This is a genomic window from Asticcacaulis machinosus, assembly GCF_028550435.1.
Classification (GTDB): Bacteria; Pseudomonadota; Alphaproteobacteria; order Caulobacterales; family Caulobacteraceae; genus Asticcacaulis; species Asticcacaulis machinosus.
This window is the reverse complement of the sequence record NZ_JAQQKV010000001.1, coordinates 1384503-1407019: the sequence shown is the minus strand read 5'-3', so window position 1 is coordinate 1407019 and position 22517 is coordinate 1384503. Positions and strand designations below refer to the sequence as shown.

Annotated in this window: 24 protein-coding genes; 11 read left to right on the top strand and 13 right to left on the bottom strand. The window is 57.9% G+C overall.

The features are described 5' to 3' along the window. The first annotated feature begins 199 nt into the window (after nucleotides 1-199). Nucleotides 200-2341, top strand: a complete 2142-nt coding sequence (gene uvrB, locus PQU98_RS06555) for an excinuclease ABC subunit UvrB (RefSeq protein WP_272744495.1) — start codon at nucleotides 200-202, stop codon at nucleotides 2339-2341. Here the strand turns inward: uvrB and PQU98_RS06550 are convergent. Further along, nucleotides 2338-3468: a helix-turn-helix domain-containing protein gene (locus PQU98_RS06550; protein WP_272744102.1), complete on the bottom strand. Its 1131-nt coding sequence runs from the start codon at nucleotides 3466-3468 to the stop codon at nucleotides 2338-2340. The genes uvrB and PQU98_RS06550 overlap by 4 nt on opposite strands. A 135-nt stretch (nucleotides 3469-3603) precedes the next feature. Here PQU98_RS06550 and PQU98_RS06545 point away from each other — a divergent pair, with 135 nt between their 5' ends. From PQU98_RS06545 to PQU98_RS06535, 3 genes are all read left to right on the top strand, one after another. Further along, nucleotides 3604-4047, top strand: coding sequence for a hypothetical protein (locus PQU98_RS06545; protein ID WP_272744101.1), 444 nt, complete (start codon nucleotides 3604-3606; stop codon nucleotides 4045-4047). A gap of 331 nt (nucleotides 4048-4378) precedes the next feature. Beyond that, on the top strand, nucleotides 4379-4852 hold the full coding sequence (locus PQU98_RS06540) for a hypothetical protein (RefSeq protein ID WP_272744100.1): 474 nt from the start codon (nucleotides 4379-4381) through the stop codon (nucleotides 4850-4852). 87 nt (nucleotides 4853-4939) lie between these two features. Further along, on the top strand, nucleotides 4940-5545 hold the full coding sequence (locus PQU98_RS06535; RefSeq protein ID WP_272744099.1) for a DUF3617 domain-containing protein: 606 nt from the start codon (nucleotides 4940-4942) through the stop codon (nucleotides 5543-5545). On the opposite strand, the gene PQU98_RS06530 is transcribed toward PQU98_RS06535, so the two are convergent. The 5 genes from PQU98_RS06530 to PQU98_RS06510 form a co-directional block, all read right to left on the bottom strand. Continuing rightward, nucleotides 5546-5947 carry a DUF4870 family protein gene (locus PQU98_RS06530; protein WP_272744098.1) on the bottom strand — a complete coding sequence of 134 codons (402 nt, stop codon included), beginning with the start codon at nucleotides 5945-5947 and terminating at the stop codon, nucleotides 5546-5548. Between the two features lie 62 nt (nucleotides 5948-6009). Then, a complete protein-coding gene (locus tag PQU98_RS06525) occupies nucleotides 6010-6540 on the bottom strand; it encodes a DinB family protein (protein ID WP_272744097.1) in 531 nt (176 codons plus the stop codon). Next, nucleotides 6537-6890, bottom strand: coding sequence for a dihydroneopterin aldolase (locus tag PQU98_RS06520; protein ID WP_272744096.1), 354 nt, complete (start codon nucleotides 6888-6890; stop codon nucleotides 6537-6539). Before PQU98_RS06520 ends, PQU98_RS06525 begins: the two co-directional genes overlap by 4 nt. After that, nucleotides 6887-7441: a 6-pyruvoyl trahydropterin synthase family protein gene (locus tag PQU98_RS06515; protein ID WP_272744095.1), complete on the bottom strand. Its 555-nt coding sequence runs from the start codon at nucleotides 7439-7441 to the stop codon at nucleotides 6887-6889. The genes PQU98_RS06520 and PQU98_RS06515 overlap by 4 nt, the downstream gene beginning before the upstream one ends. A 197-nt stretch (nucleotides 7442-7638) precedes the next feature. Further along, a complete protein-coding gene (locus tag PQU98_RS06510) occupies nucleotides 7639-8400 on the bottom strand; it encodes an SDR family oxidoreductase (RefSeq protein WP_272744094.1) in 762 nt (253 codons plus the stop codon). Between the two features lie 205 nt (nucleotides 8401-8605). On the opposite strand from PQU98_RS06510, the gene PQU98_RS06505 reads away from it, so the two are divergent. Further along, the gene (locus PQU98_RS06505) at nucleotides 8606-9079 is read left to right on the top strand and encodes an NUDIX domain-containing protein (RefSeq protein ID WP_272744093.1); all 474 of its coding nucleotides are present in this window, start codon (nucleotides 8606-8608) and stop codon (nucleotides 9077-9079) included. Nucleotides 9080-9081: 2 nt separating this feature from the next. Here PQU98_RS06505 and PQU98_RS06500 read toward each other — a convergent pair whose 3' ends face one another. Further along, nucleotides 9082-10146, bottom strand: a complete 1065-nt coding sequence (locus PQU98_RS06500; protein ID WP_272744092.1) for an acyltransferase family protein — start codon at nucleotides 10144-10146, stop codon at nucleotides 9082-9084. 349 nt (nucleotides 10147-10495) lie between these two features. Between PQU98_RS06500 and uvrC the strand changes: the two genes are divergently transcribed. Next, on the top strand, nucleotides 10496-12373 hold the full coding sequence (uvrC, locus tag PQU98_RS06495) for an excinuclease ABC subunit UvrC (protein WP_272744494.1): 1878 nt from the start codon (nucleotides 10496-10498) through the stop codon (nucleotides 12371-12373). Nucleotides 12374-12387: 14 nt separating this feature from the next. Here uvrC and PQU98_RS06490 read toward each other — a convergent pair whose 3' ends face one another. Beyond that, nucleotides 12388-12615: a hypothetical protein gene (locus tag PQU98_RS06490; protein WP_272744091.1), complete on the bottom strand. Its 228-nt coding sequence runs from the start codon at nucleotides 12613-12615 to the stop codon at nucleotides 12388-12390. A gap of 438 nt (nucleotides 12616-13053) precedes the next feature. On the opposite strand from PQU98_RS06490, the gene pgsA reads away from it, so the two are divergent. The 5 genes from pgsA to PQU98_RS06465 all read left to right on the top strand — a co-directional run bounded on the left by pgsA (nucleotide 13054) and on the right by PQU98_RS06465 (nucleotide 17985). Continuing rightward, a complete protein-coding gene (gene pgsA / locus PQU98_RS06485) occupies nucleotides 13054-13677 on the top strand; it encodes a CDP-diacylglycerol--glycerol-3-phosphate 3-phosphatidyltransferase (protein WP_272744090.1) in 624 nt (207 codons plus the stop codon). A 219-nt stretch (nucleotides 13678-13896) separates the two neighbouring features. Further along, complete coding sequence (locus tag PQU98_RS06480) at nucleotides 13897-15030, top strand: ABC transporter permease (protein WP_272744089.1); 1134 nt, start codon at nucleotides 13897-13899, stop codon at nucleotides 15028-15030. Continuing rightward, the gene (locus PQU98_RS06475; RefSeq protein WP_272744088.1) at nucleotides 15027-15731 is read left to right on the top strand and encodes an ABC transporter ATP-binding protein; all 705 of its coding nucleotides are present in this window, start codon (nucleotides 15027-15029) and stop codon (nucleotides 15729-15731) included. The genes PQU98_RS06480 and PQU98_RS06475 overlap by 4 nt, the downstream gene beginning before the upstream one ends. Nucleotides 15732-15759: 28 nt before the next feature. Then, nucleotides 15760-16752, top strand: coding sequence for an HlyD family secretion protein (locus PQU98_RS06470; protein ID WP_272744087.1), 993 nt, complete (start codon nucleotides 15760-15762; stop codon nucleotides 16750-16752). 120 nt (nucleotides 16753-16872) lie between these two features. Then, on the top strand, nucleotides 16873-17985 hold the full coding sequence (locus PQU98_RS06465; RefSeq protein WP_272744086.1) for an acyltransferase family protein: 1113 nt from the start codon (nucleotides 16873-16875) through the stop codon (nucleotides 17983-17985). Here PQU98_RS06465 and PQU98_RS06460 read toward each other — a convergent pair. From PQU98_RS06460 to nadA, 5 genes are all read right to left on the bottom strand, one after another. Next, a complete protein-coding gene (locus PQU98_RS06460; protein WP_272744085.1) occupies nucleotides 17957-18208 on the bottom strand; it encodes a Txe/YoeB family addiction module toxin in 252 nt (83 codons plus the stop codon). The genes PQU98_RS06465 and PQU98_RS06460 overlap by 29 nt on opposite strands. Further along, nucleotides 18205-18459 (bottom strand): type II toxin-antitoxin system Phd/YefM family antitoxin, encoded by a 255-nt coding sequence (locus PQU98_RS06455; protein ID WP_272744084.1) that lies wholly within the window; start codon nucleotides 18457-18459, stop codon nucleotides 18205-18207. The genes PQU98_RS06460 and PQU98_RS06455 overlap by 4 nt, the downstream gene beginning before the upstream one ends. A 147-nt stretch (nucleotides 18460-18606) precedes the next feature. Then, on the bottom strand, nucleotides 18607-19488 hold the full coding sequence (nadC, locus tag PQU98_RS06450; protein WP_272744083.1) for a carboxylating nicotinate-nucleotide diphosphorylase: 882 nt from the start codon (nucleotides 19486-19488) through the stop codon (nucleotides 18607-18609). Further along, entirely contained in the window at nucleotides 19488-21041 is a 1554-nt protein-coding gene (locus tag PQU98_RS06445) for an L-aspartate oxidase (protein ID WP_272744082.1), read from the bottom strand. Before PQU98_RS06445 ends, nadC begins: the two co-directional genes overlap by 1 nt. Before the next feature lie 200 nt (nucleotides 21042-21241). After that, nucleotides 21242-22363: a quinolinate synthase NadA gene (nadA, locus tag PQU98_RS06440; protein WP_272744081.1), complete on the bottom strand. Its 1122-nt coding sequence runs from the start codon at nucleotides 22361-22363 to the stop codon at nucleotides 21242-21244. Between the last annotated feature and the right edge of the window lie 154 nt (nucleotides 22364-22517).

The following is a 22517-nucleotide window of genomic DNA, read 5'->3' as shown; positions in this document are numbered from 1 at the left end:
TGAGGAAATTCGCGCGGGCCCCTTTCCAGCGAATACATGTCAATAGGCGGTGTGCGGACGGACGGGGCTGAAAAGGGGGCGGGTGAAACATTTTGTGTTGGCACCTTTCATTTTTATTTTAAAAAGCTACATTGTGTTCATGACACGTTCTCCTCTCAGCACGTCGGCTCATCTCATCGCGCCGTTTTCCGTTTCAGATATGGCCCCGTCCGGCTTTTCGGATCATTCGGGGGGCTTTGTTCAGGACGTCAGTCCTGTTCTGTGGGTGCCGCATAAGCCTGAGCGGCCCGATAAGTCCGAGGGCGGTAAGCGCTTTCGCCTCAATGCGCCCTATGAACCGGCCGGCGATCAGCCAACGGCCATTGCCGATCTGCTGGCGGGGATTGAGGGCCATGAGCGCGATCAGGTGCTGCTGGGGGTGACCGGGTCGGGTAAGACCTTCACCATGGCCAAGATTATCGAACAGACCCAGCGGCCAGCCCTGATCATGGCCCACAATAAGACCCTGGCCGCCCAGCTTTATAGTGAGTTCAAGGCGTTCTTTCCCGATAATGCCGTCGAATATTTCGTCTCTTACTACGACTATTACCAGCCCGAAGCCTACGTCCCGCGCACCGACACCTATATCGAAAAGGATTCGTCGATTAACGAGCAGATCGACCGGATGCGGCATTCGGCGACACGGGCGATTCTGGAACGCGATGACGTGATCATTGTGGCATCCGTTTCGTGCATCTACGGTATCGGTTCGGTCGAGACCTATACCGCCATGACCTTTGAGCTGAAAGTCGGTCAGATCATCGATGAGGCACAACTGCGCGCCGATCTGGTGGCCCTGCAATATAAGCGCAATGATATGGCGTTTGAGCGCGGTAGTTTCAGGCGGCGGGGTGATGTTATCGAGATATTTCCAGCCCACTACGAAGACCGCGCCTGGCGGATTTCGCTGTTTGGCGATGAGATCGAGGCCCTGACCGAGTTTGATCCGCTGACGGGTAAGAAGACCGCCGATCTGAACGACCTTAAGGTCTATGCCGCCAGCCACTATGTCACCCCGCGCCCGACCCTGAAGCAGGCCATCGACCGCATCAAGGCCGAGCTTAAGCTGCGCCTTGATCAACTGCGCGCCGAGGGCAAGCTGCTGGAGGCTCAGCGCCTTGAGCAGCGCACGACCTTTGACCTTGAGATGATGGAGGCGACCGGGGCCTGTGCAGGGATCGAAAACTATTCCCGCTATCTGACCGGTCGTAATCCGGGCGATCCGCCGCCGACCTTTTTTGAATATCTGCCGGAGAATGCCCTGCTGTTTGTCGATGAAAGCCATGTCTCGGTTTCGCAGATCGGCGGCATGTATAAGGGCGACTTTGCGCGTAAATCGACCCTGTCGGAATACGGCTTCCGCTTGCCGTCGTGCCTCGATAACCGGCCACTCAAGTTCGAGGAATGGGACGCCATGCGCCCGCAGTCCATCTATGTGTCCGCTACGCCCGGCAACTGGGAGATGGACCGTACCCAAGGCGTCTTTGCTGAGCAGGTCATTCGTCCGACCGGCCTGATCGATCCGCCGGTTGAGATACGTCCGGTGTCGAAAGACGGCGCGAACCAAGTTGATGATGTCATTGCCGAGGTGCGCCAGGTCGCTAAACAGGGCTATCGCAGCCTTGTGACGGTTCTGACCAAAAAGATGGCAGAAAACCTGACTGAGTATATGCACGAGCAGGGGGTGCGGGTGCGCTATATGCACTCGGATATCGACACGCTGGAGCGGATCGAGATCATCCGCGACCTTCGGCTGGGCGCGTTTGATGTGCTGATCGGGATCAACCTGCTGCGGGAGGGGCTGGATATCCCCGAATGTGGCTTCGTGGCGATACTGGATGCCGATAAGGAAGGTTTCCTGCGGTCGGAAACCTCGCTGATCCAGACGATCGGGCGGGCGGCGCGTAATGTCGACGGACGGGTGATCCTCTATGCCGACAAGATGACCGGATCGATGGAGCGGGCTCTGGCGGAGACCAGCCGCCGCCGCGACAAGCAACTGGCCTATAATGCCGAGCATGGCATCACGCCGGAATCGGTCAAGCGCGGCATCGCCGATATCCTCGACAGCCCCTATGAGAAGGCCGATCGGGTCAATGTGCCGATGGGCGTGGCCGAAAAAGACGCCAAGCCGTTTCTGGGCTCCAACTTTCAGGCGACGCTCAAAGACCTTGAGAACCGGATGCGCGAAGCCGCTAGTAATCTGGAGTTCGAGGAAGCGGCTCGCCTGCGCGATGAGGTCAAGCGGCTGAAGCTGCTCGATCTGGAGTTTGCTAAAGATATGATTAGTGGTAGCAGCTAACCGGCCTTGCGGCAGGCGGTCGGCGTGGTGCCGGTGGCCCGCCGGAAGGCGCTATAGAAGGCGGATTTAGAGTTAAAGCCGACCTCCAGCGCGATTTCCAGCACCGTCTTGTCGGTTTCCATCAGCAGGGGCCGGGCCGCTTCGGCGCGCCAGCGGTTGATATATTCAAAAAAGGTTTCGTTCAGATGGCCGTTGAGCGTCTGGGAGATGTTGTTGGCGGATATGCCGACCCGTTTTGACAGGGCCGGAAGTGAAAGGGTCGGGTCGAGATAAAGCTGTTGATCCTGCATGGCCTTATCCAGACGCGCGGCGATGCGCTGGGCCTGAGGTTCGGTGAGGGCGGAGCGGCTGTATTTTGCCTGTGCCTGTGTTGCCGACGCATCTGCGGCTTCGGCATAGCGGCCTTCAAATCCTGGCCTCTGGGACAGGCCAAACACAGCCAACGCCCATATGCCTAAAAAGGCCGGAAGGTACAGAGCGGACGCTGGAACGGGTGAGGTTGCCCCCATCGCCTCTATGGCGGTTGAGAGCAGAAGAAGGCCCCACAGCCCGCCGATCAGGGCGGTCACAAGGCTCAGCCACCGAAGTTCCCGTCCATCAGTATTGGCATAGACGTCGCGCAATCGTTTTCGGTAGGTGCTCAGGCGTCGCTCAATCTGCCAGATATAGACGCTGGATTGCCCGATCCATAACAGGATCAACCCAAATGCCATGACGGCAAGCCCAAGCGCCCACGGCTCATTTACGGCTTCGCCGCGCATCAGCATGGCCTCACGCACCGGTAGGGGCAGCAGAAGCGTAAGCGCTGGCACGATCAGGCCAAAAACGGGAATGAGGGCATGGCGCAAATGATGTTTGCGGAGCGCAAAGGGAGTGTCTGCGGTCAGGGCCGCAACATAGAGCCACAGGGCGGGGGCCAGGGCCAGATGCGCCCACAGACCAAAAGGCAATATATTTGGCGCCAGAGTATGAGGCAGGGCCGCAGGCAGCAGGATCAGCCCGACAAGGCTTAAAACCAGCACCAGCGGCAGGCGGGCCCTCAGGTCAGGGCGTATCCCTAACAGAGACAGGCAAAGCAGGATCATCCCCAATGAAACGGTCGCCAGCCCGTTGATGATATCGCTCATGTCCTCTCCCGCCGCTCTTTTTGGGTACAGGCCTAACATATTTCGCAGCCGTGTGAAGTTCGCGCCTGTACGCCAGGACGATCGCGGAACCAAAATCGTGCATGGGGCAGTCCTAAACTCTGAAGGAGATCAGATATGACTATCCCCCTTAATCGTGCGCCGTGGCATTGCTGGCTGATCGGCGCGCTCTGGGCCGTGTGGAACGTGCTGGCGGCATCGGATTATATATTTAGCGTCACACAGCGGGAGGCCTATTACCGGGCGTCTGGTATGACCGAGGCGCAAGTCGCCTATTTCAGTGCGCTGCCCCTGTGGGTTACGGGGGCGTGGACCCTGTCGGTGTGGGCGGGGGTGATCAGCGCGGGGCTGTTTATCCTGCGCCGCGGCAGTGCCCTGTGGGGGGTGGTTTTGAGTCTTCTGGGCACGACCGCTTACGGGGTTTACCTCTATGCTCTGTCCGCGGGTATCGCGGCGACCGGCGATATGTGGTTTATGCCGGCCCTGATAGGTGTCCTTATGGGGGCTCTGATTCTGTACATACGGACTTTGATAAAGCGCAATGTGCTGTACTCTCAGTAAGGTGTGCTACAAAGGTCACAATTCATTGTCTCAATAATTATGCCTATCGCTTTTTAATGACCGAAGGGGGCTTTATTTGCGCACTGGTGTTTGCTCGCTGTTCCTATAAATATAAGTAAATAACAAGGCTGTGATCACGCGTTGTCTGTTGCAAAATGTCACACCGCTGAGACTTAAATGTGCTAATGTGGCACGAAAAGGGAAAAACGCCTTTACGATGGGTAATATGGCCGCATTTCAGCGTGGCCCAGCCTGTGCATAACTCGGCTTGGTCACTACGAAGTGTCCGGTTGTAAAGCGCGTTAAAACACGGATTGTGGGGTTTAATAGGATGCGTAGAACTCGTTTAAATGTCGTGCCGCCTGTCTCCAAGCCGAACGGCAAAGACAATGGCTCAAATGGTCATGCGGCCAACGGGCACATGAATGGCCACAGCAATGTCATCGACGCTGCCTTTAACGGCGATGGCGGGCCTCACAATGGGACCTTGGCCACGATTGCGCTCGATATGCCGTCGATGAATCTGCCAGAGGTTAGCGTGACCGCCAGTATGGCCGAGGCCTATCTGGCCAAGGGCGAAAGCCGCAATGAGCGGGTGCGCAAGCTTCAGGAAGAAGCCAAGCGTCTGGCGCGTGAGCAGATCCTTGAGTTTGAAGTGCTGCTGGAAGCCACCGCCAAGATGGCGCTCGATATCGCCGATGGCGGGGATATCTATTCGGTCGGATCGCGCGAACTGTGCCGCCGTCTGGCTGATGAACTGCCGCGCACGCTGCAAACCTTGCAGGCGATCACTAAGCGCAACTAGGCCTTTTGGCTGTTAACCGAAAATGACTCGCTATCCGTGGGATAATTTCCTATGAATGCGGGTCATCGTCGTGTCAGCGGAGGTACTATGCGGAGTTCATACTTTATTGCCGCCGCTGTCGTAGCTGTGACCACCTTATCGGGCTGCGGCAAAAAGGAAGAGGCGCCGCCGCCTGCGCCGACCCCGGTGGTCGAAGCCCCTAAGCCCCCGCCGATGGATACCATGCCCGCCCGCAAGCCCGGTTTGTGGGAGACAGCCTATTCCGAAGAAGGCTCTGACGGGGTGGCGCCGGTCATGAAAATCTGCATCGATGCCGAGACCGATAAGCATTTAGGGATCACCGGCAATGACCTGTCGGGCGACAAGTGCACCAAAACGGCCGTGTCGCGCATGGAAGACGAAGATGGCAAGCCCTATTGGGCCATGATTGCCGAATGTGACATGGGCTCAGGCGGCAAGACCGAAATCAACGGCAAATTTGTTGGCGACTATACGTCCAACTATACTTTTACCGCGCGGTCTCAGACAACCGGGGCGGCGCTGGAGCATATGAACCGTGTCGTCAATATCACCGTCAAATCGCGCCGCGTGGGTGCGTGTCCGGCCAGCATGAAGGGCGGCGATGTGATCATGCCCGGTGATGTGAAGATGAACCTGTTTGATATGTCGGTGGTTCCGCCCGAAGGCCAGTAATTAAATCAACCAGCCTTTGGGGGTGGGGTAGGGGCGGTTGTGAACCAGATGGTTGAAACCGACCACGCTGCGACCCACCGTCCAGATAAAGACACTGCCGAACGCCACCCAGGCCAGAAACGGGATTTTAAGGCCGGTAATCACGATCAGTGCGATGACCAGAGGAATCCCGATCCAGAAGGTGCGCTTCTGAAATTCATAGTGGGATTTCAGCCAGTCGGGGGCATTGTCCTGAAACAGGTAAATCAATGTAATCGCCAAAATCCCGGTAAAGCCCAGACTCATCAGGAAGATAAAGAACAGCAGATAGTTGATCATCGGCACCAGACGCGGATTGCCGAAAAAGGCTTTGAGCTGGGACGCAGGTTTTTCGGAAATAGGGGCAGGCGTTTCGGGGGACATGATCACTGACTAATAAATAAAGACCGGTCTAACTTAGGCAAAACTCCACCGGACGCAAGGGGTTAAAGTTCGGGCACCAAAGCCAGTATATCCGTCACCCCTACATCGATGCCCATTTGCGACAACAAGGTCGTGATCTGACCGCGGTGGTGAGTCTGGTGATTAAAGATATGGGTCAGGACGAGGCCGAGCGCCTTGGTGTGGGGCTCATTATTGCCGCGCACATAGCTAAGCGGGGTTTCCAGCATATCGTCATCAAGGCTGCCGATATAGTCGATCATCAACTGGTCAAGCGCCTGACGGGCGGGAATATAGTCCTCCAGCCGCTCAAAAAGGACGGCATTTAGCCCGGTAGGCATGGGGTAATCATGGATTGGCGTGAGCGCGCCGCTGGTCGCATGACCGGCCAGGCGCTTACCCCAGATGATGTCAGCGACGATCAGATGGTTGAGCGTACCCATGACCGAGCCAAAAAAAGCACCGCGATCGGCCCACAAATCCTCGTGACTTAAGCCGCGGATAGCTTCGATCAGTTTGGCGTTCATCCACGAATTGTATTGCGCCAGCAGGGCAAGGGCAGCTTTATGGCTCATCGCTCAAGGACGACCGTGCAGCCAGCCTGATCGGCATCGGACAGGGCTTCGGGTTTGTTGATGGTGACCTCGACGGCCTGTGCGATCGGCAGTTCCAGCAGGTGGGTGGCGATGTCCTCGGCCAGAGACTCCACCAGCTTGATGTGGCCGCGGGCGATAATGTCGCGCGCAAACTGCCCGACGAGCTCATAGTTGAGCGTGTCTTTCAGGCCGTGGATGGGATGGGTGCCGACCGTGATCACCGCATCGATGATCAGGGGCTGGGTTCGCCCATGTTCATGATCATAGATGCCGATGGCGGCCTCAACCTTTAAACCCCGGACAAAAATCTTACGAGATTTCAGGTTCATGCGCCAAATTCCAAGTTATGTCCAGGCTCCAGATCGTTGATGCTTTGGTCGGGACGGTGCGTCCAGGCCCCGAAATTAAAGGTACATTCGGCCAGATCCTCGAGGGTCAGGATGACGCTGTTGGTCGGGGTTTCTTCGATCTCAAAGCGCACGCATTCGAAATCCGGCACATGGGCGGACAGGATGGCATTAAGCTTATGATAGAGCGCCATCGCTACGGCCTCAGTCGTCGGGTCGCCTGTGATGACCAGCAGACGCGGCAGTAGGTGCGGCTCATGGTTGCGGAAATAGCCGATCATCGGGTCGTCATGGCCAAGCTGAAAAGCGTGATCGAGCGCGTTGTCAACAAAGGCGTGCCAGTCGCGTTTCAGGGCCTCAAAACTTAAGGCATAGTTGCGGTGGCCCCACGCAACGGCCGGGGCCGAGGGCTTGGCCTTTAAGGTCACCTTGACGAACTCGTTATGGCCATGCGGGGTCAGGCACTTCGACGAGGCGTCGGCGCGCAGGCGGTGGGCCATGGAAAAGCGGCGGGTGAACTGAATCTGGGGCATACTGTGCTCAAGACAGGCGAAAAAACTTAGGGTTGCTAAATCCTATATAGGGCATGATGTCAAACTAAGAACCTCCCCTAATTTTAGGGGAGGGGGACCGCGTTAGCGGTGGTGGGGTTAATTCGGCGCTGAAAGTGAGGTTAACCCCACCTGTCACTACGTGACATCCTCCCCTTAAATCAGGGGAGGTTCTTAAGCTACAGCCCCGCCATATCGGGGGTGCGCCAGTTAAGATGCTGGCCGCCATCGACGCAGATCATCTGTCCCGTAACAGACGACGCTTGCGCCAGATAGGCGACGGCGGCGGCGATTTCTTCGGGTGTGGTCGGCTTTTGCAGCAGGATCGAGCGGGCTTCCTCGGCAAAATCCTCGGCGCTCTGGTGAATCGACGGCAGGGTCGGGCCGGGACCGACCGCATTGACGCGGATTTTAGGCGCCAGTTCCTGCGCCAAAGTCCGCGTGGCGTGCCACAGGCCCGCCTTGGACAGGCCATAGCTGAAAAACGGCGGGGAGGGTTTCAGCACCCGCTGGTCGATGATGTTGATGATCGAGGCGCCGTCCGGCACCTCGGCCTGTGCGGCAAAGGCCTGCGACAACAGGATCGGCGCCTTAAGGTTGGTGTCGATATGGGATTGCCAGCTTTCCTCGGTCATCGACCCCAGCCGGTCATCGGCAAAGACCGAGGCATTATTGACCAGCAGGCTGATGGGGCCGAGCGCTTCGACCGCCTTGGGCAGCAGAGCCTTGACGCTGCCCGTGTCGCTCAGGTCGGCCTGGACGGTCACGGCTGTGACGCCCAGCGCCAACAATTGATCTTTAAGCTTACGCGCATCTGCGTCGGAGCGACCATAGTGGACGCCGATATCATATCCCTGACGGGCCAGCTCAAAGGCAATGGCGCGGCCAATGCGCTTGGCCGCTCCCGTTACCAGTGCCGATTTGCGGGCAGTCTTAGTCAATACGACCGAAATCGATGAGGTTCAGCAACACAATGAAACCCAGAAAGCAGGACAGAACACCGATGGCTACCATCATTATCTCCTAAACGATTATGTTACTGCCTTAACCCGACCGTTTAGCCGTGACAAGCCTTGCGTCGGGTGGGTTGTCTTTTTATATGTTATATGAAGATTGAAATAATAATTTAGATAAAAAGTAGCCTGCATGGAAGACTGGAAACGCGTCGTTGAGCCTTACACACGGCCTTTGTTCTTTGCCCATTCGCGCATGACGCGGGGCAAGACCTTAGGCGTGCGCGGGCTGGTGGTTGATGAGCGTGAGCGGGTATTGCTGGTCGAGCATACCTATCTCAAGGGCTGGTGGCTGCCGGGCGGGGGCGTCGATGCCGGCGAAACGGCCGGCGATGCCGTGGTGCGTGAGCTTAAGGAAGAGGCGGGTGTCATTGCGCTTGAGCCGCCGAAGCTGCTGTCCGTTCACTCCAATGAGCTGTTCTTTCCCGGCGATCATGTCTTGCTGTTTCGGGTCGATCAGTTTGAGGCGGGCGACATGACCTCACACGGGGAAATCAAGAATGTCGATTTTTTTGCGATCGACGACCTGCCCGAAGATACCAATCGCGGATCACTGAACCGGATCAATGAGGCCATGCGCGGCTTTCCGACAGACCCTCTTTGGTAATCCTATTTGACGTATTTGCGGATATAGCGCCGCGACGGCACCTCAAAGCCATAGTGAGCCAGTGCCGACAGGCCGATGATTAGACCTAAGCTGATGATCAGCCAAAGCTCCTTGGGGCCAGGCAGGGGCGGGGCGGCCTTGAACATCAGATACAGCACCGCGTCGTGGATCAGGTAGATGGCATAGGATAACAGCCCCAGCCCATGCACCCAGTTGACATTGATGGCGCGGGCAATGGATCCCTCATCGTGGCTTAAGCCCATGATCAGCACCATAAACAGAGCAATCAGCGCGATGTCGCTGAAGCGCCACAGCAGAAGGGCAAGGATAGCGATGACGGTCGGGGTGACCCATTTTGCGCTGACATAATCCCTGAACCTGTAGGCGGCCAGACCGATAAAAAACGAGGTCAGGCACCTGAGCATGGTCCCCGGCGCATAGGAGGAGGCGATATCAAGCGGGCCGGTGCGGCGCAAAAGCTCGGTTTTGGCCAAAAATGTCGGGCCAAAGGCGATTAGGGCCAGAACGCATAAACTGAACGCCACGCCTGCCATTGCCCATCGTTTCGGCACCCGCAAGGCCCCCCATACGAACAGGGGAAACAGCAGGTAAGCCATCCATTCGGTCGAGATCGACCAGGTCGGGCGCACGATCGAATTGGCCAGTCCCCACGCCTGGGTCATGGTCAGGTTGGGCAGGATCGCGCGCACAAGGTCTTCGCGGAAGTAGGTCTTGCCCAGTACCGTCACAATCAGGATCGCGGTGATCACAGTCATCAACAGATAAAGTGGATAGACCCGCGCGATGCGCACCAGCAGAAAGCGTTTATAGTCCGGCCACTTAACTCCGTCGATAAACAGCTTGCCATAGGTTAGGGCCATGACGAAACCGCTTAAGATAAAGAACAAATCTACGGAAATATAACCGTGCTTTATGAACGGGCGAATGGCGTCCGGAAAGCGGTAATGGCCCGTCATGTGGTACAGCACGACATAGATGGCCGCGATCCCGCGCAGGCCGGTCAGGGCTTTGATCTCGGATTTGATTTCGGGGTGCGCGGTCGACATTCTGGGCCGCTCCGTATCGGGTTTGGCCAAAATGACAAGGGGCAAAATGCCGTGATGAGAACAAAAAGAGATTGTATTGGTCAAAGTGCAGCTTATTTATCCATCTGATGAGCTTCGAGTCTTTCCCTTCTCCCCGTTCACGGGGAGAAGGTGACCTGACGAAACGGTATTATCGTTTCTTCAGGTCGGATGAGGGGCAAAACGGCGCCGATACTTGCAGGTTGTGACGCTAGTTTCACGCTCTGCAAGTGCCCCTCACCCCAGCCCTCTCCCCGCATGCGGGGAGAGGGAGCCGAATAAGGAACCCCGATTGACCACCGAACCGACATTGCCGGAAGATACGCCGATCATGCCGCCGATTGATCTTGAGGCCGTGAATGAGCTTCTGATCGGCGGTGAACTGATCCGCAAAGAGGCAGCCCTGGCCCCCGATAAGCCCGGTGTTTATCGCATGATCGGTACTGACTCAGAGGTGCTCTATGTCGGCAAGGCCAAGAGCTTAAAAAAACGTATCCTTCAGTACGCCCAAGGCCGGTTCCATTCCAACCGCATCGCCCGCATGGTGTCGCTGACCCGTGAGATGGTGCTGGTGCGTACCGAAACCGAAGGTGAGGCGCTGCTGCTTGAAGCGCGGCTGATCAAGTCGCTGAAGCCCCGTTACAACGTCCTTTTGCGCGACGATAAATCCTTTGCGGAGATACTGGTACGCAAGGATCACGAAGCGCCGCAGATCACCAAACATCGCGGCTCGCACAGCATAAAGGGCGAATATTACGGGCCGTTTGCCTCGACCCAGGCCGTCAACCGCACGCTCGATACCCTGCAACGGGCGTTTCTGCTGCGCACCTGCACCGACAGTGTCTATGCCAGCCGCACCCGTCCGTGCATGCTGCACCAGATCAAGCGCTGCTCAGCACCTTGCACCGGTGAAATCAGCCTTGAGGCTTATGGTGAACTCGTCAAGCAGGCCCAGACCTTTTTGAATGGCAAGAGCCGCGCGGTGATCGAAGATCTGTCGGCGCGCATGATGCGGGCCTCGGAGGACATGGAATTTGAACGCGCCGCTCATCTGCGCGACCGTATGCGGGCCCTAAATCACGTCGTCATGTCGTCGTCGGTGGGGCTGAACGAGGCCGAGGCCGATGTCTTTGCCGTCCATGCCGAAGGCGGCTATGCCTGCGTCCAGAGTGTGTTTTACCGGGCGGGGCAGAACTGGGGCGACCGGGCCTATTTCCCGCGGGTTGATATCTCAGATTCTGAGGGTGATATCCTTGATGCGTTTCTGGGCCAGTTCTATCAGGACAAACCGGTGCCGAAGCTGGTGCTGGTGTCTCATGGATTGAGCGAACCCGACCTGATGATGGAGGCGCTGAGTCTCAAGGCAGAGCGCAAGGTGCAGATCACCTGCCCGCAGCGGGGTGAAAAGCTCGATGTGGTTCAGCACGCGCTCAATAATGCCAAGGCGGCGCTGGGGCGGCGGATGGCGGAACAGTCGGCGCAATCCAAACTGCTGCAAGGGGTGGCGGAGATCTTTGGGCTTGAGACGCCCCCGACGCGCATCGAAATCTACGATAACTCCCATCTGGGTGGTACCCATGCCGTTGGCGGCATGGTGGTGGCCGGCCCCGAAGGGTTCATGAAGGGGCAGTACCGCAAATTCACCATCCGCGACCTCGATACGGTGGCGGGGGATGACTATGCCATGATGCGCGAAGTGTTTCGCCGGCGGTTCCTGCGCCTTAAGAACCGCGCGGCCGATGCGTCAGAAGACGAAGGTTTCGGGCGGCCGGATCTGGTGCTGGTCGACGGCGGGCAGGGGCAGCTTGATGCCGTGCTGGGGGTCATGGACGAATTGGGCATGAGCGATATCAAAATCGTCGGTGTCGCTAAGGGGCCAAATCGTGATGCGGGCATGGAGCGCTTTTTCATGCCGGGGCGGCTGCCGTTCATGATGGAGCCCAAGTCGCCGGTCTTGTACTACCTGCAACGGCTACGCGACGAAGCCCACCGTTATGCCATTGGCGCCAATCGTCAGAAACGGGCCGCCGCAATGACTAAAAACCCGCTGGATGAGATCGATGGCATCGGTGCGCGCCGCAAGCGGGCCCTGCTACAGGCCTTTGGCTCGGCCCGCGAAGTGGGTGAAGCCCGCGTCGAAGACCTGATGAAGATCGAAGGCATCAATGCCGCTATGGCGCAGAAAATATATGACTATTTTCACGGCTAATTTTCAGGTCTGCTTTACTCGGCCTTGAGGTCCGGCGTCAGGAACAGCAGATAGACCGACATCCACAGGCTGCCTGCGATAACCGGCAGGGCGTAGGCATGGGTGAAATCAGTTGCAGTTTTGTGAACCATGACCGTCAGCGCGATCACAACCACCCAGGAGACCAGAAATACCCAGCCCAGCCAGCTATGGTCGCGGCGCTCAGTTGACGCTTCGTTGTGGAACGGGGACATTAACGACATGATACTACCGGCCTTTCGACATAAAACCTAAAGCCAGTCAGACGTTTGCACGCCGTTTTGGCCATTTGGTGCCTTAAGTGCATAAAGCGGGCCGCCGCCGTCCGCTTATGGGATAAACCGTCCTGATAAAGACCAATCCCGCTATCTTTATGATATATTTATAAAAATCCGGCGGATGGATTCGCCTGTGGATAGGTGCGTAAGCGCATTACCTGTCGCGGACTCATCGTTTGCGGGACATATGCCCGCTTACGGTTGTGCAATTGTGAGACAGGCTCGCCCAAATTAAGTTGCGCTAACACCGCAGTGGCGGCCCAGTTCGCCCCTTGAGCGCGGAGTTTTTTTGTTGCGCTAACACTTCGTTCCTTGAGCGCGGGTCTTGAGCGCAGTGTAATTAAATGCCAAAAGAACAACCAGTTCAGATCGCAGGGATTCCCCATGACCAAAGAAGCCGTCAGCCCCATTCCTAATGCCATCACGGCCGTGCGTCTGGTGGTCGGGCTGGTCATGTTCGTGCTGCTGGCCGGGGCAGCCGGGGGCGTGCCGTTTCTGAGCGCGTATCTTACCATCGATGACCAGTTTGCCATGCAAAGATGGGCCTGCGTCGCCTTTGTGGTGGCCTCGGTGACCGATTTCGCCGACGGTTATCTGGCGCGCAAACTGCACGCGGAAACCCGCTGGGGCGCCATTCTTGATCCGATCGCCGATAAGATTCTGGTCTGCGGCACGATCCTTGGGTTGTTTGCTTTGGGCGCCCAGCCGGTGATCGCCCTGCCGACCGCCCTGATCCTGTTTCGCGAATTTGCCGTCAGCGCCCTGCGTGAAGCCGCCGCCGGTCGCGGTGTGGCCGTGCCGGTGACCCTGCTGGCCAAGTGGAAGACGACCATTCAGCTTGTGGCGCTGGGCGTTTTATTACTGACCCAAAGCTGGGGGGCCTTTGACTTTGATCCGGCACATCTCCCGATTGTTGACCTGATCGCTAACTGGTTGATCTGGATCGCCGCGGCCATCACCGTCTGGACGGGAGCGGCCTACTTTATCGCTGCCAAGCACGACATTTGAAATCGCGGTCTTTGGCCAGCTAATACGCAGTCTGCGCTTGCAGGTAGTTAGTCTACCTGCGGCGCTTGTCGGCTATTATCTGACTCAAATCTCACGATTTCAGCGGCGGTGCAAAGGAAGTGGGACTGCGCATAAACAAACGGTAATGCGCATTACAGCGATTTAATTAGACCTTTGTTGCAAAAGCTAACATGTTGAGCCCAGTGAGGAAGGGGTTCTATGTCTTTAGCTTTATCTACCCTGATTTTTGAATGGCGCCGGTATATGGCGGCCGTTATCGCGCTGGCTGTGGCCGGTTTGCTGGTTTTGTCTCTGGTCGGTATGTTCATGGGGATCGGCAAGACCTTTTCGGCCACCATTGACCGTTCTCCGGCCCATCTGATGGTTCTGCCGCCTGATTCCGAAGGTTTTGGCGGGGCAACCCAGCCTAGGCGCAACATCCCCGCCCTTTTTCAGCATCCTGAAGTCGTAGAGGTGCAACCCTACACTGTCCGCTGGGCCATGTGGTCAAACTTTCCGGCAGCCGGTCAGCCCGCCAAGCGCGACGGGGTTCAGACCATAGTGGTCGATCCGGTCAAGGGGGCGGTGACCATGCCTAATGACTTCAACGAAGATGTCATTATGGCGCTTCAGGAACCCTATACGGTGGTGATCGATCAGAGCAGTCTGGCCAAGCTGGGGGTGAAGGTGGGCGATAAGGCCACTATGAACGGCCGGACTGTCACGGTGCGCGCCACGGTTGCCAACTATCCCAGCCTGTTTAACGCTATGGTATTTACCTCACGCCAGACCGCCAAGCTGTTGAATCTCGCCGATGAAGGGCCGCGCGTCGGATCTTTGCTGGTTAAGGTGGCCGATCCGGCCCGTACCGATCAGGTGGTCGAAGAACTCAATAGCATGGGCAAGGGCCAGTATAAGGCCTGGACTCGCGCGCAACTGTCCGAGAAAAATCAGGAAGCGATGTTCAAAGAATCCTTCATCGTGATTATTCTGGGCTTCATGCTGCTGGTCGGGATATTCATCGGGGTGGTCATCACCTGGCAGACCCTTCAGGGGGCTATCCTGGCCAATATCAAGGAGTTTGCGTCTCTGCGCGCCTTAGGGGTGTCGATGGGCGCGCTGAACCTGATCATCATGGAACTTAGCTTCTGGGTCGGTATCGCCGGGCTTGGGATGACGGCCATTCTGCTGATGGGGGTCAATGCGCTGGCGGGGGCGTTTAACCTGACCATGTACTATCCCCTTTGGTCCATCCTTACGATCGGCGCCATGTTGCTGACGATCGCCGTCCTGTCCGGTCTGTTGTCACTGGGCGTCCTGAAAAAGAGCCAGCCTGCGGATCTGTTGCGATGAGTGAAAAACTAGCCATTGATGCCAAGGGCCTGTCGAAGGGCTATAAGATCGGCAAAACCAAACAACAGGTGCTCAAAGACGTCGATTTCAACGCCTATCATGGTCAGGTGACTATGGTGATGGGGCCGTCCGGTTCGGGCAAGTCCACCCTGATTGCCGCCCTGTCCGGGCTAATGAAACCTGATGAAGGTGAGGTTATTGCTCTGGGTGAAAGCCTGTGGAAAAAGAAGAAGTCAAAGATCGATCAGTTCCGTCTGGATCACTGCGGCTTCATCTTTCAGGGCTTCAACCTGTTTCCGGCGCTTAATGCCACCCAGCAGGTCGAGCAGGTGCTGAAATATTGCAAGGCCAGCAAGACCGAAGCCCGCAGGCGTGCGATTGCCGCCCTTGAGGAAGTGGGGCTTGGCCACCGCCTGAAGCAGACTCCGGCCGCATTGTCGGGCGGGGAAAAACAACGGGTCGCCATTGCGCGCGCCCTGTCGAAAAATCCGCAACTGCTGTTTGCCGATGAGCCGACCTCGGCGCTCGATTCGGTGAGTGGTCAGGTGGTCATTAAACTGCTGCACCGGGCGGCCAAAGAACATGGGGCGGCGGTGATCTGCGTGACCCACGATCCGCGCCTTGAAGCCTATGCCGACCGCATTATTCACATGGAAGATGGCAAGATTCTGGATGACCGCCAGATTACGCCGCTCACCTGAATTATTTAAGATGTACACGAGAAACAACATGTCAGTCAGACGCTCAAATCTTATGAAAACCATGCTGGTGGCCCTGCCCGTCGCGGTGCTGTCGGCGGCGGGCCTGTCGGGCTGCGGAATGCCAAAGCCTGACGAAAAAAAGGCAGAGGTCAAGGCTCCGCCCAGCCCCTATGCCGCTATCGCCAACGGTAAGGCCGATGTTGAAGGGGGCGTGATCGAAGTGGCTGCCCGCCGCGCCGGCATCGTGCAGGAAGTCTTTGTTCAGGAAGGCGACGAAGTCACCAAGGGCCAGATTCTGGCCAAGCAGGAAGATGACGCTGCCCGTCTGACCGTGGCGCGCGCCTCGGCCACCGTGCAGGAAGCGACTGCGGCCATGCGCCTGACGCAGGTGCGCCTCGATACCGCCCGCCGCGAATTTGAGCGCTATAATGCGCTGGCCAAGGACAATTTTGTTGCAGGCACCAAGCTCGATTCGACCCGCGATGCCATTCGTGAGGCTGAGGCCACTCTGGCCTCACAACAGGCATCAGTGGCGACCGCGCGCGCCTCACTGGCTCAGGCTCAGTACGATCTGGAACTGACCCGTATCATCGCGCCCGCTGATGGCCGTATTGTTCGCCGCTATGCCAATCCGGGCGCGGGGGCATCGACCCTGAACGTCTCGACCATGTTCGATCTGGAGCCGAAGACTGAACGCATCATCCGCTCTGAAATCGTCGAAAGCTCGATCCCGGACGTAACCGTAGGGCAGCCGGTCGAGATTATCCCTGAAGTCGATCAGACCAAGGTCTATATCGGGTCGGTTAAGCGTATCGCGGCCACCTTTGGGGCGCGCAAGCTGAAATCCGACAGTGGCAACGAAGCCTCCGACGAACGAGTGGTCGAGGTGGTGGTCACGGCCAACGACGCGCCATTCCTGATCGGTCAGCGGGTGCTGGTTAAGTTCATGAAGCCGGGCGAACAGGCAGGCATTAAGCGTGAAGCGCCCAAACCGGTAGATCCCAAAGCGGCAAAGAAATAAGTTCGAGTAAGCCTAAAGCGTTTCTTTCGAGCCAACTGCCCCCGCGCCCTTTACCGGCCGGGGGCTTTTTTTTAGGCTCGCTTATTGCACAGCCTCAGCGTTGGATATTTAAGAGGTTGTATGAGCAGAGATTCCCGCGACACCAGAGTTGAGACCGCCCCGCGCAAAGGGGCCACAAGTCTTGATGTCCTGCGGTTTCTGGCGGCAGGCTTTATCCTGATCTATCACTTCGGTCAGAACGCGCCGGTCATATTGCCTGAGTTGTCGCCGGTGTTTGATCAGGGCTGGCTGGCGACCGATTTCTTTTTGATCCTGTCGGGATTTGTGCTGTCACGGGCCTACGGGGCGCGACTGGCGGCCGGGCGCATCACAGCGGGGCCCTTCATGATGCGCCGGATCGGGCGGTTGTGGCCGTCGCATATGGTGGTTTTGCTGTTGCTGGCGGTGCTGATCATGGGCGGGACAGCACTTGGCTATCCGCCGAATAATCCGGAAAAATACAGCCTGACCGACTTTGTGGCGCAGATGTTCATGGTGCATGGCTGGGGCGGATTTGAGGAACCGGGCTGGAACGTGCCGACCTGGACCCTGTCAGCCCTGATAGTGTGTTATGCCGCCTTTGCGCTTTATGCCCGACATGTGCAGCCCCTGTCGCGTGCGGGCTTATCAGCGCTGTTGGCGGGGCTCATGGTGGCGGCCTTTGCGGGGGCACACGCGGTCGATCACGCTTTTGCCGACCTGCCATTTCGGTTTGCCCTGATGCGGGCGGTGCCATTGTTTGTGGCTGGCACCCTGATCGAGCGGCTACTGGCACCGGTGAGTATTGGAAAATCATCTTTTTTTGCAGGCCTTGCGGCGGCGGTGCTGGCGATTGTGGCTTTGGAAACCCAAGGGCGGGGACTGATCAGCGATGTGATTGGGCTATCTCTGCTGGCGGCTATCATTGGCCTTGGCGGGGCCGTGACCTTGCGCGGCAATCACCTGACTCATCAGATGGGGCGGGCGTCGTTTTCATTGTTCCTGACCCATTCGCTGGTCGGAGCCGTGTGGTTTGCCCTGATCCCGAAACTCACCGACCGGTTTGATCTGTCCATGCCTGCGCAGTGGGCCGTGTGGGGCAGCGGGATTGTCACGGCCATTGTGGTGGCGTTTGTGTTTGAGGCGATGGTTGACCGCCCCTTAAGCCAGTGGGTGCAGAGGCGGCTCAGTAGTGGTAGCGGCACTGGGCTATAAGAATTGCGTCATCCATCACGCGGTAAATAAACCTGTGCTCCTGATCTATGCGGCGCGACCAGAAGCCAGCCCAATCATGCTTGAGGGCCTCTGGTTGGCCGATGCCTTCAAACGGGTGGCGGCGTATATCTTTGATGAGCGCATTGATGCGTTTGAGTTGGGCTTTATCAGATTGCCAGAAAAGATAATCGTCCCAGGCATCCTCGGCGAATATGATCTTCATTCTTCGATCAGGTCGCGAACAGTGCCGCCCCCCGCTTCGAGTTCAGCAATCGACCGGCGCAGTCTTTCCGCGTTTTTCGGGCTGGCCATCAGATAGGCCGTTTCCTGCCATGACGCGAAATCCTCCAGCGACATGACGACCGCCGGACGGCCGTTCTGACGGGTAATCAGCAGCGGCACATGATCGTCATTGACCTTATCCAGCATATTGGCCAGATCAGCGCGAAAAGTGGAATAGGTGACATGTTTCATGGCGGCATCCTTGTACTTATTTTTGTACAATAACTTTCGCCAAAATACAATACTTTCCATCTCAAAACGCCCTTAAGCGTTTTGAGATGAGATCATTTTTTGTCGCGCATTTGATCCAAAAACCGCTGCACACTTTTTGGAATGCGCTTACACCGCATCCAGTCCGATATCGAACACCGGCGCGGAGTGGGTCAGGGCACCGATCGAGATAATGTCGACCCCGGCTTCGGCAATGGCGCGCACGGTATCGAGATTGACCCCGCCGGATGCCTCAAGGATCGTCTTGCCCTTAGCCAGGTTGACGGCTTCCTTGAACATATCAAGCGTGAAATTATCGAGCAGCAGCACGTCGGGCTGGAACGGCAGGGCCTGCTTCAACTGCGCGATGGAATCGACTTCGAGTTCGATTTTCATCAGGTGTCCGGCGGCGGCCTTGGCGCGCTCCATGGCCTGAGCGACGCCGCCGCAGACGGCGATATGGTTGTCCTTGATCAGGATGGCGTCATCCAGACCGTAACGGTGGTTGTGGCCGCCGCCGCATTTGACGGCATGTTTTTCAAGGCCGCGCAGCAGGGGCGTGGTCTTGCGCGTACAGGCGATGCGGGCGGGCAGATCGGCGATAGAGGCGACAAATTTGTGGGTCAGGGTCGCCACCCCCGACAGGTGGCACAGCATGTTCAGCGCCACCCGCTCGGCGGCCAGAATGGCGCGGGCATTGCCTTCGACGCGGGCGATAACATCACCGGCCTTAACGTGGGTCGAGTCCGGGGCGACAATTTCAAACCGTACCTGATGATCCATCAAAGCCATCGCCAGACGGGCACAGTCGATACCGGCGGTGACACCATTGCCGCGCGCGCGGAACTCGGCCTTAAAGCGCGCCTTGGGCGGGATACAGGCCATGCCGGTGACATCACCCGCCAGCCCCAGATCTTCGCGCAAAGCATCGCGGATAACAGGCTCGACCAATATGTCTGGCAGACCCGTCATCATGCTTAAGGCTTTGGCAGGGGCTACGGCTTTGTCCATCAGAAGATCTCCAGTTGGGGCTCCGGTGTCGTAGCGCTACATTGTGACCATGTGGTGAAGGTGCGTTGTGCGCGGTCACTGAGCATGGGGTAGTCGCTACGGTAATGAGAACCCCGACTTTCCTTTCGGCGCAAGGCCGAAAGTGCAATCAGGCGCGCATTTATCAGCGCCAGCGATCCGGCATACTGCTTTTCAAGGTCTTCGATCTGCTCCAGCAGGGTTTTCAGGCCCGTTTCATCGCGCACGACACCGGCATAGCGGCTGATGGCGTCGCGTAAGCTTTGCAGGGTTTCGGGCGGCAGAACCGGCGGTAAAGCCGGGATGGCGGCCGCGGCAGTATCAGGTGTGAACGGTGTGTCACTTAAGGTCTGCGCGCATTCAAGGCCGACCCGTTCCCCGAAGGCTGCGGCTTCGAGTAAGGAGTTGGACGCCAGACGATTGGCCCCGTGTACGCCGGTTGAGGCACATTCGCCAACGGCGTAAAGCCCCTTGAGCGATGAGCGACCGTGGATGTCGGTCGAAATCCCGCCCATGTGATAGTGGGCGGCGGGGGCGACGGGCATGGGCTCTGTGCGTGGGTCGATACCGACGCTCTGGCAGGAGGCGAACACGGTCGGGAACTCGGCGGGGAAGTGGTCGCCAATCGCCGTCGTGGCATCAAGAAACGCCCCCCGACCGCTGACATTGGCCTTATGGACGGCACGGGCTACGATATCACGCGGGGCCAGTTCGCCGTCAGGGTGATCCTCAAGCACAAAGCGCACCCCGTTTTTGTCGATCAGGGTCGCCCCTTCGCCGCGCAAAGCTTCGGTTGCTAAAGGGGCCGGGTCGAGGCCGACATTAAGCGCGGTCGGGTGAAACTGCACAAATTCAGGGTCAGCGATCACCGCACCGGCAAGGGCGGCCATCGCCATGCCGTCGCCGCGCAGGTTGGGCGGGTTAGTGGTCACGGCATAAAGTCCGCCAAGGCCACCGGACGCCATGACCGTGACCGGCGCATAGACATGCAGGGTCTTGCCTTCATGTGACACGACTGCGCCGATGACCGCGCCGTCGGGGGACGTGATCAGGCCGGTGGCGAAGGCTTGCTCCCAGATTTCGATATGGGGGGCGTTGCGGGCGGCATCGGCGACGGCGGTGAGGATGGCCTTGCCGGCCAGATCGCCCCCGACGCGGGCGACACGGGCCAGGCCGTGGGCAGCCTCTCGGTTGAGCACAAACGACCCATCGGTGTTGCGGTCAAAGGGCGCACCAAGGTCAGACAGTTGCTTAACCACATGCTTGCCCATTTCGGTCAGAGTCCTGGCGGCGAGCGGATCGACGATACCGGCCCCGGCATCGAGGGTGTCTTTGGCATGGGCTTCGGGGGTGTCCTGATCCGACAGGGCGGCGGCAATCCCGCCTTGCGCCCAGGCCGACGAACAGGCCACGCCCAGTGCCACCGGTGCCAGCACCAGCGTTTTAAGCGGCGCGGTATGAAGGGCGACGGACAGCCCCGCCAGTCCTGCGCCGATCACCAGCGGGCCGTTATGAATGTAGGTTTCAGCGGCCATGCGGGCCTCCAGACTGTCCTTAGAGGGGCGTTTTCTTAGAACCTCCCCTCAGGGAGGGGAGGGTGGCAGACGATCCGTCAGGATCGGATGACGGGTGGGGTTCATGTTCAGCGGGTTTAACCCCACCACCCCCCTTCGGGGGTATCGGCACCGGCCGCCCGGCTCCCCTAAAATTAGGGGAGGTTCTTTGAAGACAAACCTTAGCTAATCAACTCAACATCGACATGGTGGCGGGCTTTGATCATGTCGTAGCGCGCGGGGACTTTCAGAGGCGGCATGTCGATCATGCGCTGCACGGCGATACGGGCTTTGTCGATAATGGCCGGATCGACGGTGACTTCATACTGACGGTTGACCAGCGAGGCGTAGATGTTTTCGAGGGTGATGCGTTTCATGTGCGGGCACAGATTGCACGGGCGCAGGAACTCGACGCCTTCGACATCGGCGGCGACATTATCGGCCATCGAACATTCGGTCACCAGCACGACCTGCTTGGGCTTATGGTCGGTGACATAGTCGATCATGGCGGTGGTCGAACCCGTGAAATCGCAGGCCGCGATCACATCCGGCGGACATTCGGGGTGGCCGAGCACGATCGCATCCGGATGGGCGGCGCGCACATCGGCGATGTCCGACGCATCAAAGCGTTCATGAACCTCACACGCGCCTTTGTAGGCAATGATGCCGATGTTCGTCTGGCGCGCCACATTGCGGGCCAGAAACTCATCCGGCACCATAATCACGCGGTCGACGCCCCATTCTTTGGCAATGTGTTCGACAACCTGCACCGCATTGGCCGAGGTGCAGCAAATGTCGGTTTCGGCCTTCACATCGGCGGTAGTGTTGACATAGGTGACGACCGGCAGGCCGGGATAGCGCTGCTTGATCAGGCGCAGTTGCTCACCGTTGAGCGACGACGCCAGCGAACAGCCGGCGCGCAGATCGGGGATCAGCACGGTCTTTTCAGGGGCCAGAATCTTTGAGGTTTCGGCCATGAAATGGACGCCGCCCTGCACGATAATGTCGGCTTTGGATTTCGCGGCTTCACGAGCCAGACCTAAGGAATCGCCTACATAATCGCCGACGCCATGAAAGATTTCCGGCGTCATATAGTTGTGAGCCAGAATGACCGCGTTCATTTCGCGCTTAAGGCGGTTAATCTCCGCAATCAGCGGGGCCTGAAGCTGCCATTCGATGGGGGAGACTTTCCCTTTGAGGCGCGCATAGATTTCGGCGGTTTCGGCTTCGACCTGCGGCGTAAAGTCCAGAGCTACAGGCGGGGCCTTAGCGGCGGGCGTGAACTCAAGGGTAGTCGAAGGCATGGGCCTCTCCTGTACAACCGCAAGGGCAATACCTTATGCTCATTTTTAGCATAAGGTATCATTAAAATAGTCCTATCTCGGAACTATTCAAGCCCATTTTGCGCAGCGGCCAAATAAATATGACGATGCGGTGACATGACGCACATTCTAAGCA

What these genes read in the sequence shown, in the direction of transcription:
- uvrB (WP_272744495.1), top strand. Translation starts at nt 200, where the DNA reads ATGGCCCCGTCCGGCTTTTCGGATCATTCGGGGGGCTTTGTTCAGGAC.
- PQU98_RS06465 (WP_272744086.1), top strand. Translation starts at nt 16,873, where the DNA reads ATGAGCAGAGATTCCCGCGACACCAGAGTTGAGACCGCCCCGCGCAAA.
- PQU98_RS06550 (WP_272744102.1), bottom strand. Translation starts at nt 3,468, where the DNA reads ATGAGCGATATCATCAACGGGCTGGCGACCGTTTCATTGGGGATGATC.
- PQU98_RS06445 (WP_272744082.1), bottom strand. Translation starts at nt 21,041, where the DNA reads ATGGCCGCTGAAACCTACATTCATAACGGCCCGCTGGTGATCGGCGCA.
- PQU98_RS06470 (WP_272744087.1), top strand. Translation starts at nt 15,760, where the DNA reads ATGTCAGTCAGACGCTCAAATCTTATGAAAACCATGCTGGTGGCCCTG.
- PQU98_RS06460 (WP_272744085.1), bottom strand. Translation starts at nt 18,208, where the DNA reads ATGAAGATCATATTCGCCGAGGATGCCTGGGACGATTATCTTTTCTGG.
- PQU98_RS06490 (WP_272744091.1), bottom strand. Translation starts at nt 12,615, where the DNA reads ATGTCGTTAATGTCCCCGTTCCACAACGAAGCGTCAACTGAGCGCCGC.
- pgsA (WP_272744090.1), top strand. Translation starts at nt 13,054, where the DNA reads ATGACCAAAGAAGCCGTCAGCCCCATTCCTAATGCCATCACGGCCGTG.
- uvrC (WP_272744494.1), top strand. Translation starts at nt 10,496, where the DNA reads ATGCCGCCGATTGATCTTGAGGCCGTGAATGAGCTTCTGATCGGCGGT.
- PQU98_RS06475 (WP_272744088.1), top strand. Translation starts at nt 15,027, where the DNA reads ATGAGTGAAAAACTAGCCATTGATGCCAAGGGCCTGTCGAAGGGCTAT.
- PQU98_RS06455 (WP_272744084.1), bottom strand. Translation starts at nt 18,459, where the DNA reads ATGAAACATGTCACCTATTCCACTTTTCGCGCTGATCTGGCCAATATG.
- PQU98_RS06520 (WP_272744096.1), bottom strand. Translation starts at nt 6,890, where the DNA reads ATGAACCTGAAATCTCGTAAGATTTTTGTCCGGGGTTTAAAGGTTGAG.
- PQU98_RS06530 (WP_272744098.1), bottom strand. Translation starts at nt 5,947, where the DNA reads ATGTCCCCCGAAACGCCTGCCCCTATTTCCGAAAAACCTGCGTCCCAG.
- PQU98_RS06480 (WP_272744089.1), top strand. Translation starts at nt 13,897, where the DNA reads ATGTCTTTAGCTTTATCTACCCTGATTTTTGAATGGCGCCGGTATATG.
- nadC (WP_272744083.1), bottom strand. Translation starts at nt 19,488, where the DNA reads ATGGACAAAGCCGTAGCCCCTGCCAAAGCCTTAAGCATGATGACGGGT.
- PQU98_RS06505 (WP_272744093.1), top strand. Translation starts at nt 8,606, where the DNA reads ATGGAAGACTGGAAACGCGTCGTTGAGCCTTACACACGGCCTTTGTTC.
- PQU98_RS06545 (WP_272744101.1), top strand. Translation starts at nt 3,604, where the DNA reads ATGACTATCCCCCTTAATCGTGCGCCGTGGCATTGCTGGCTGATCGGC.
- PQU98_RS06540 (WP_272744100.1), top strand. Translation starts at nt 4,379, where the DNA reads ATGCGTAGAACTCGTTTAAATGTCGTGCCGCCTGTCTCCAAGCCGAAC.
- PQU98_RS06535 (WP_272744099.1), top strand. Translation starts at nt 4,940, where the DNA reads ATGCGGAGTTCATACTTTATTGCCGCCGCTGTCGTAGCTGTGACCACC.
- PQU98_RS06500 (WP_272744092.1), bottom strand. Translation starts at nt 10,146, where the DNA reads ATGTCGACCGCGCACCCCGAAATCAAATCCGAGATCAAAGCCCTGACC.
- nadA (WP_272744081.1), bottom strand. Translation starts at nt 22,363, where the DNA reads ATGCCTTCGACTACCCTTGAGTTCACGCCCGCCGCTAAGGCCCCGCCT.
- PQU98_RS06515 (WP_272744095.1), bottom strand. Translation starts at nt 7,441, where the DNA reads ATGCCCCAGATTCAGTTCACCCGCCGCTTTTCCATGGCCCACCGCCTG.
- PQU98_RS06525 (WP_272744097.1), bottom strand. Translation starts at nt 6,540, where the DNA reads ATGAGCCATAAAGCTGCCCTTGCCCTGCTGGCGCAATACAATTCGTGG.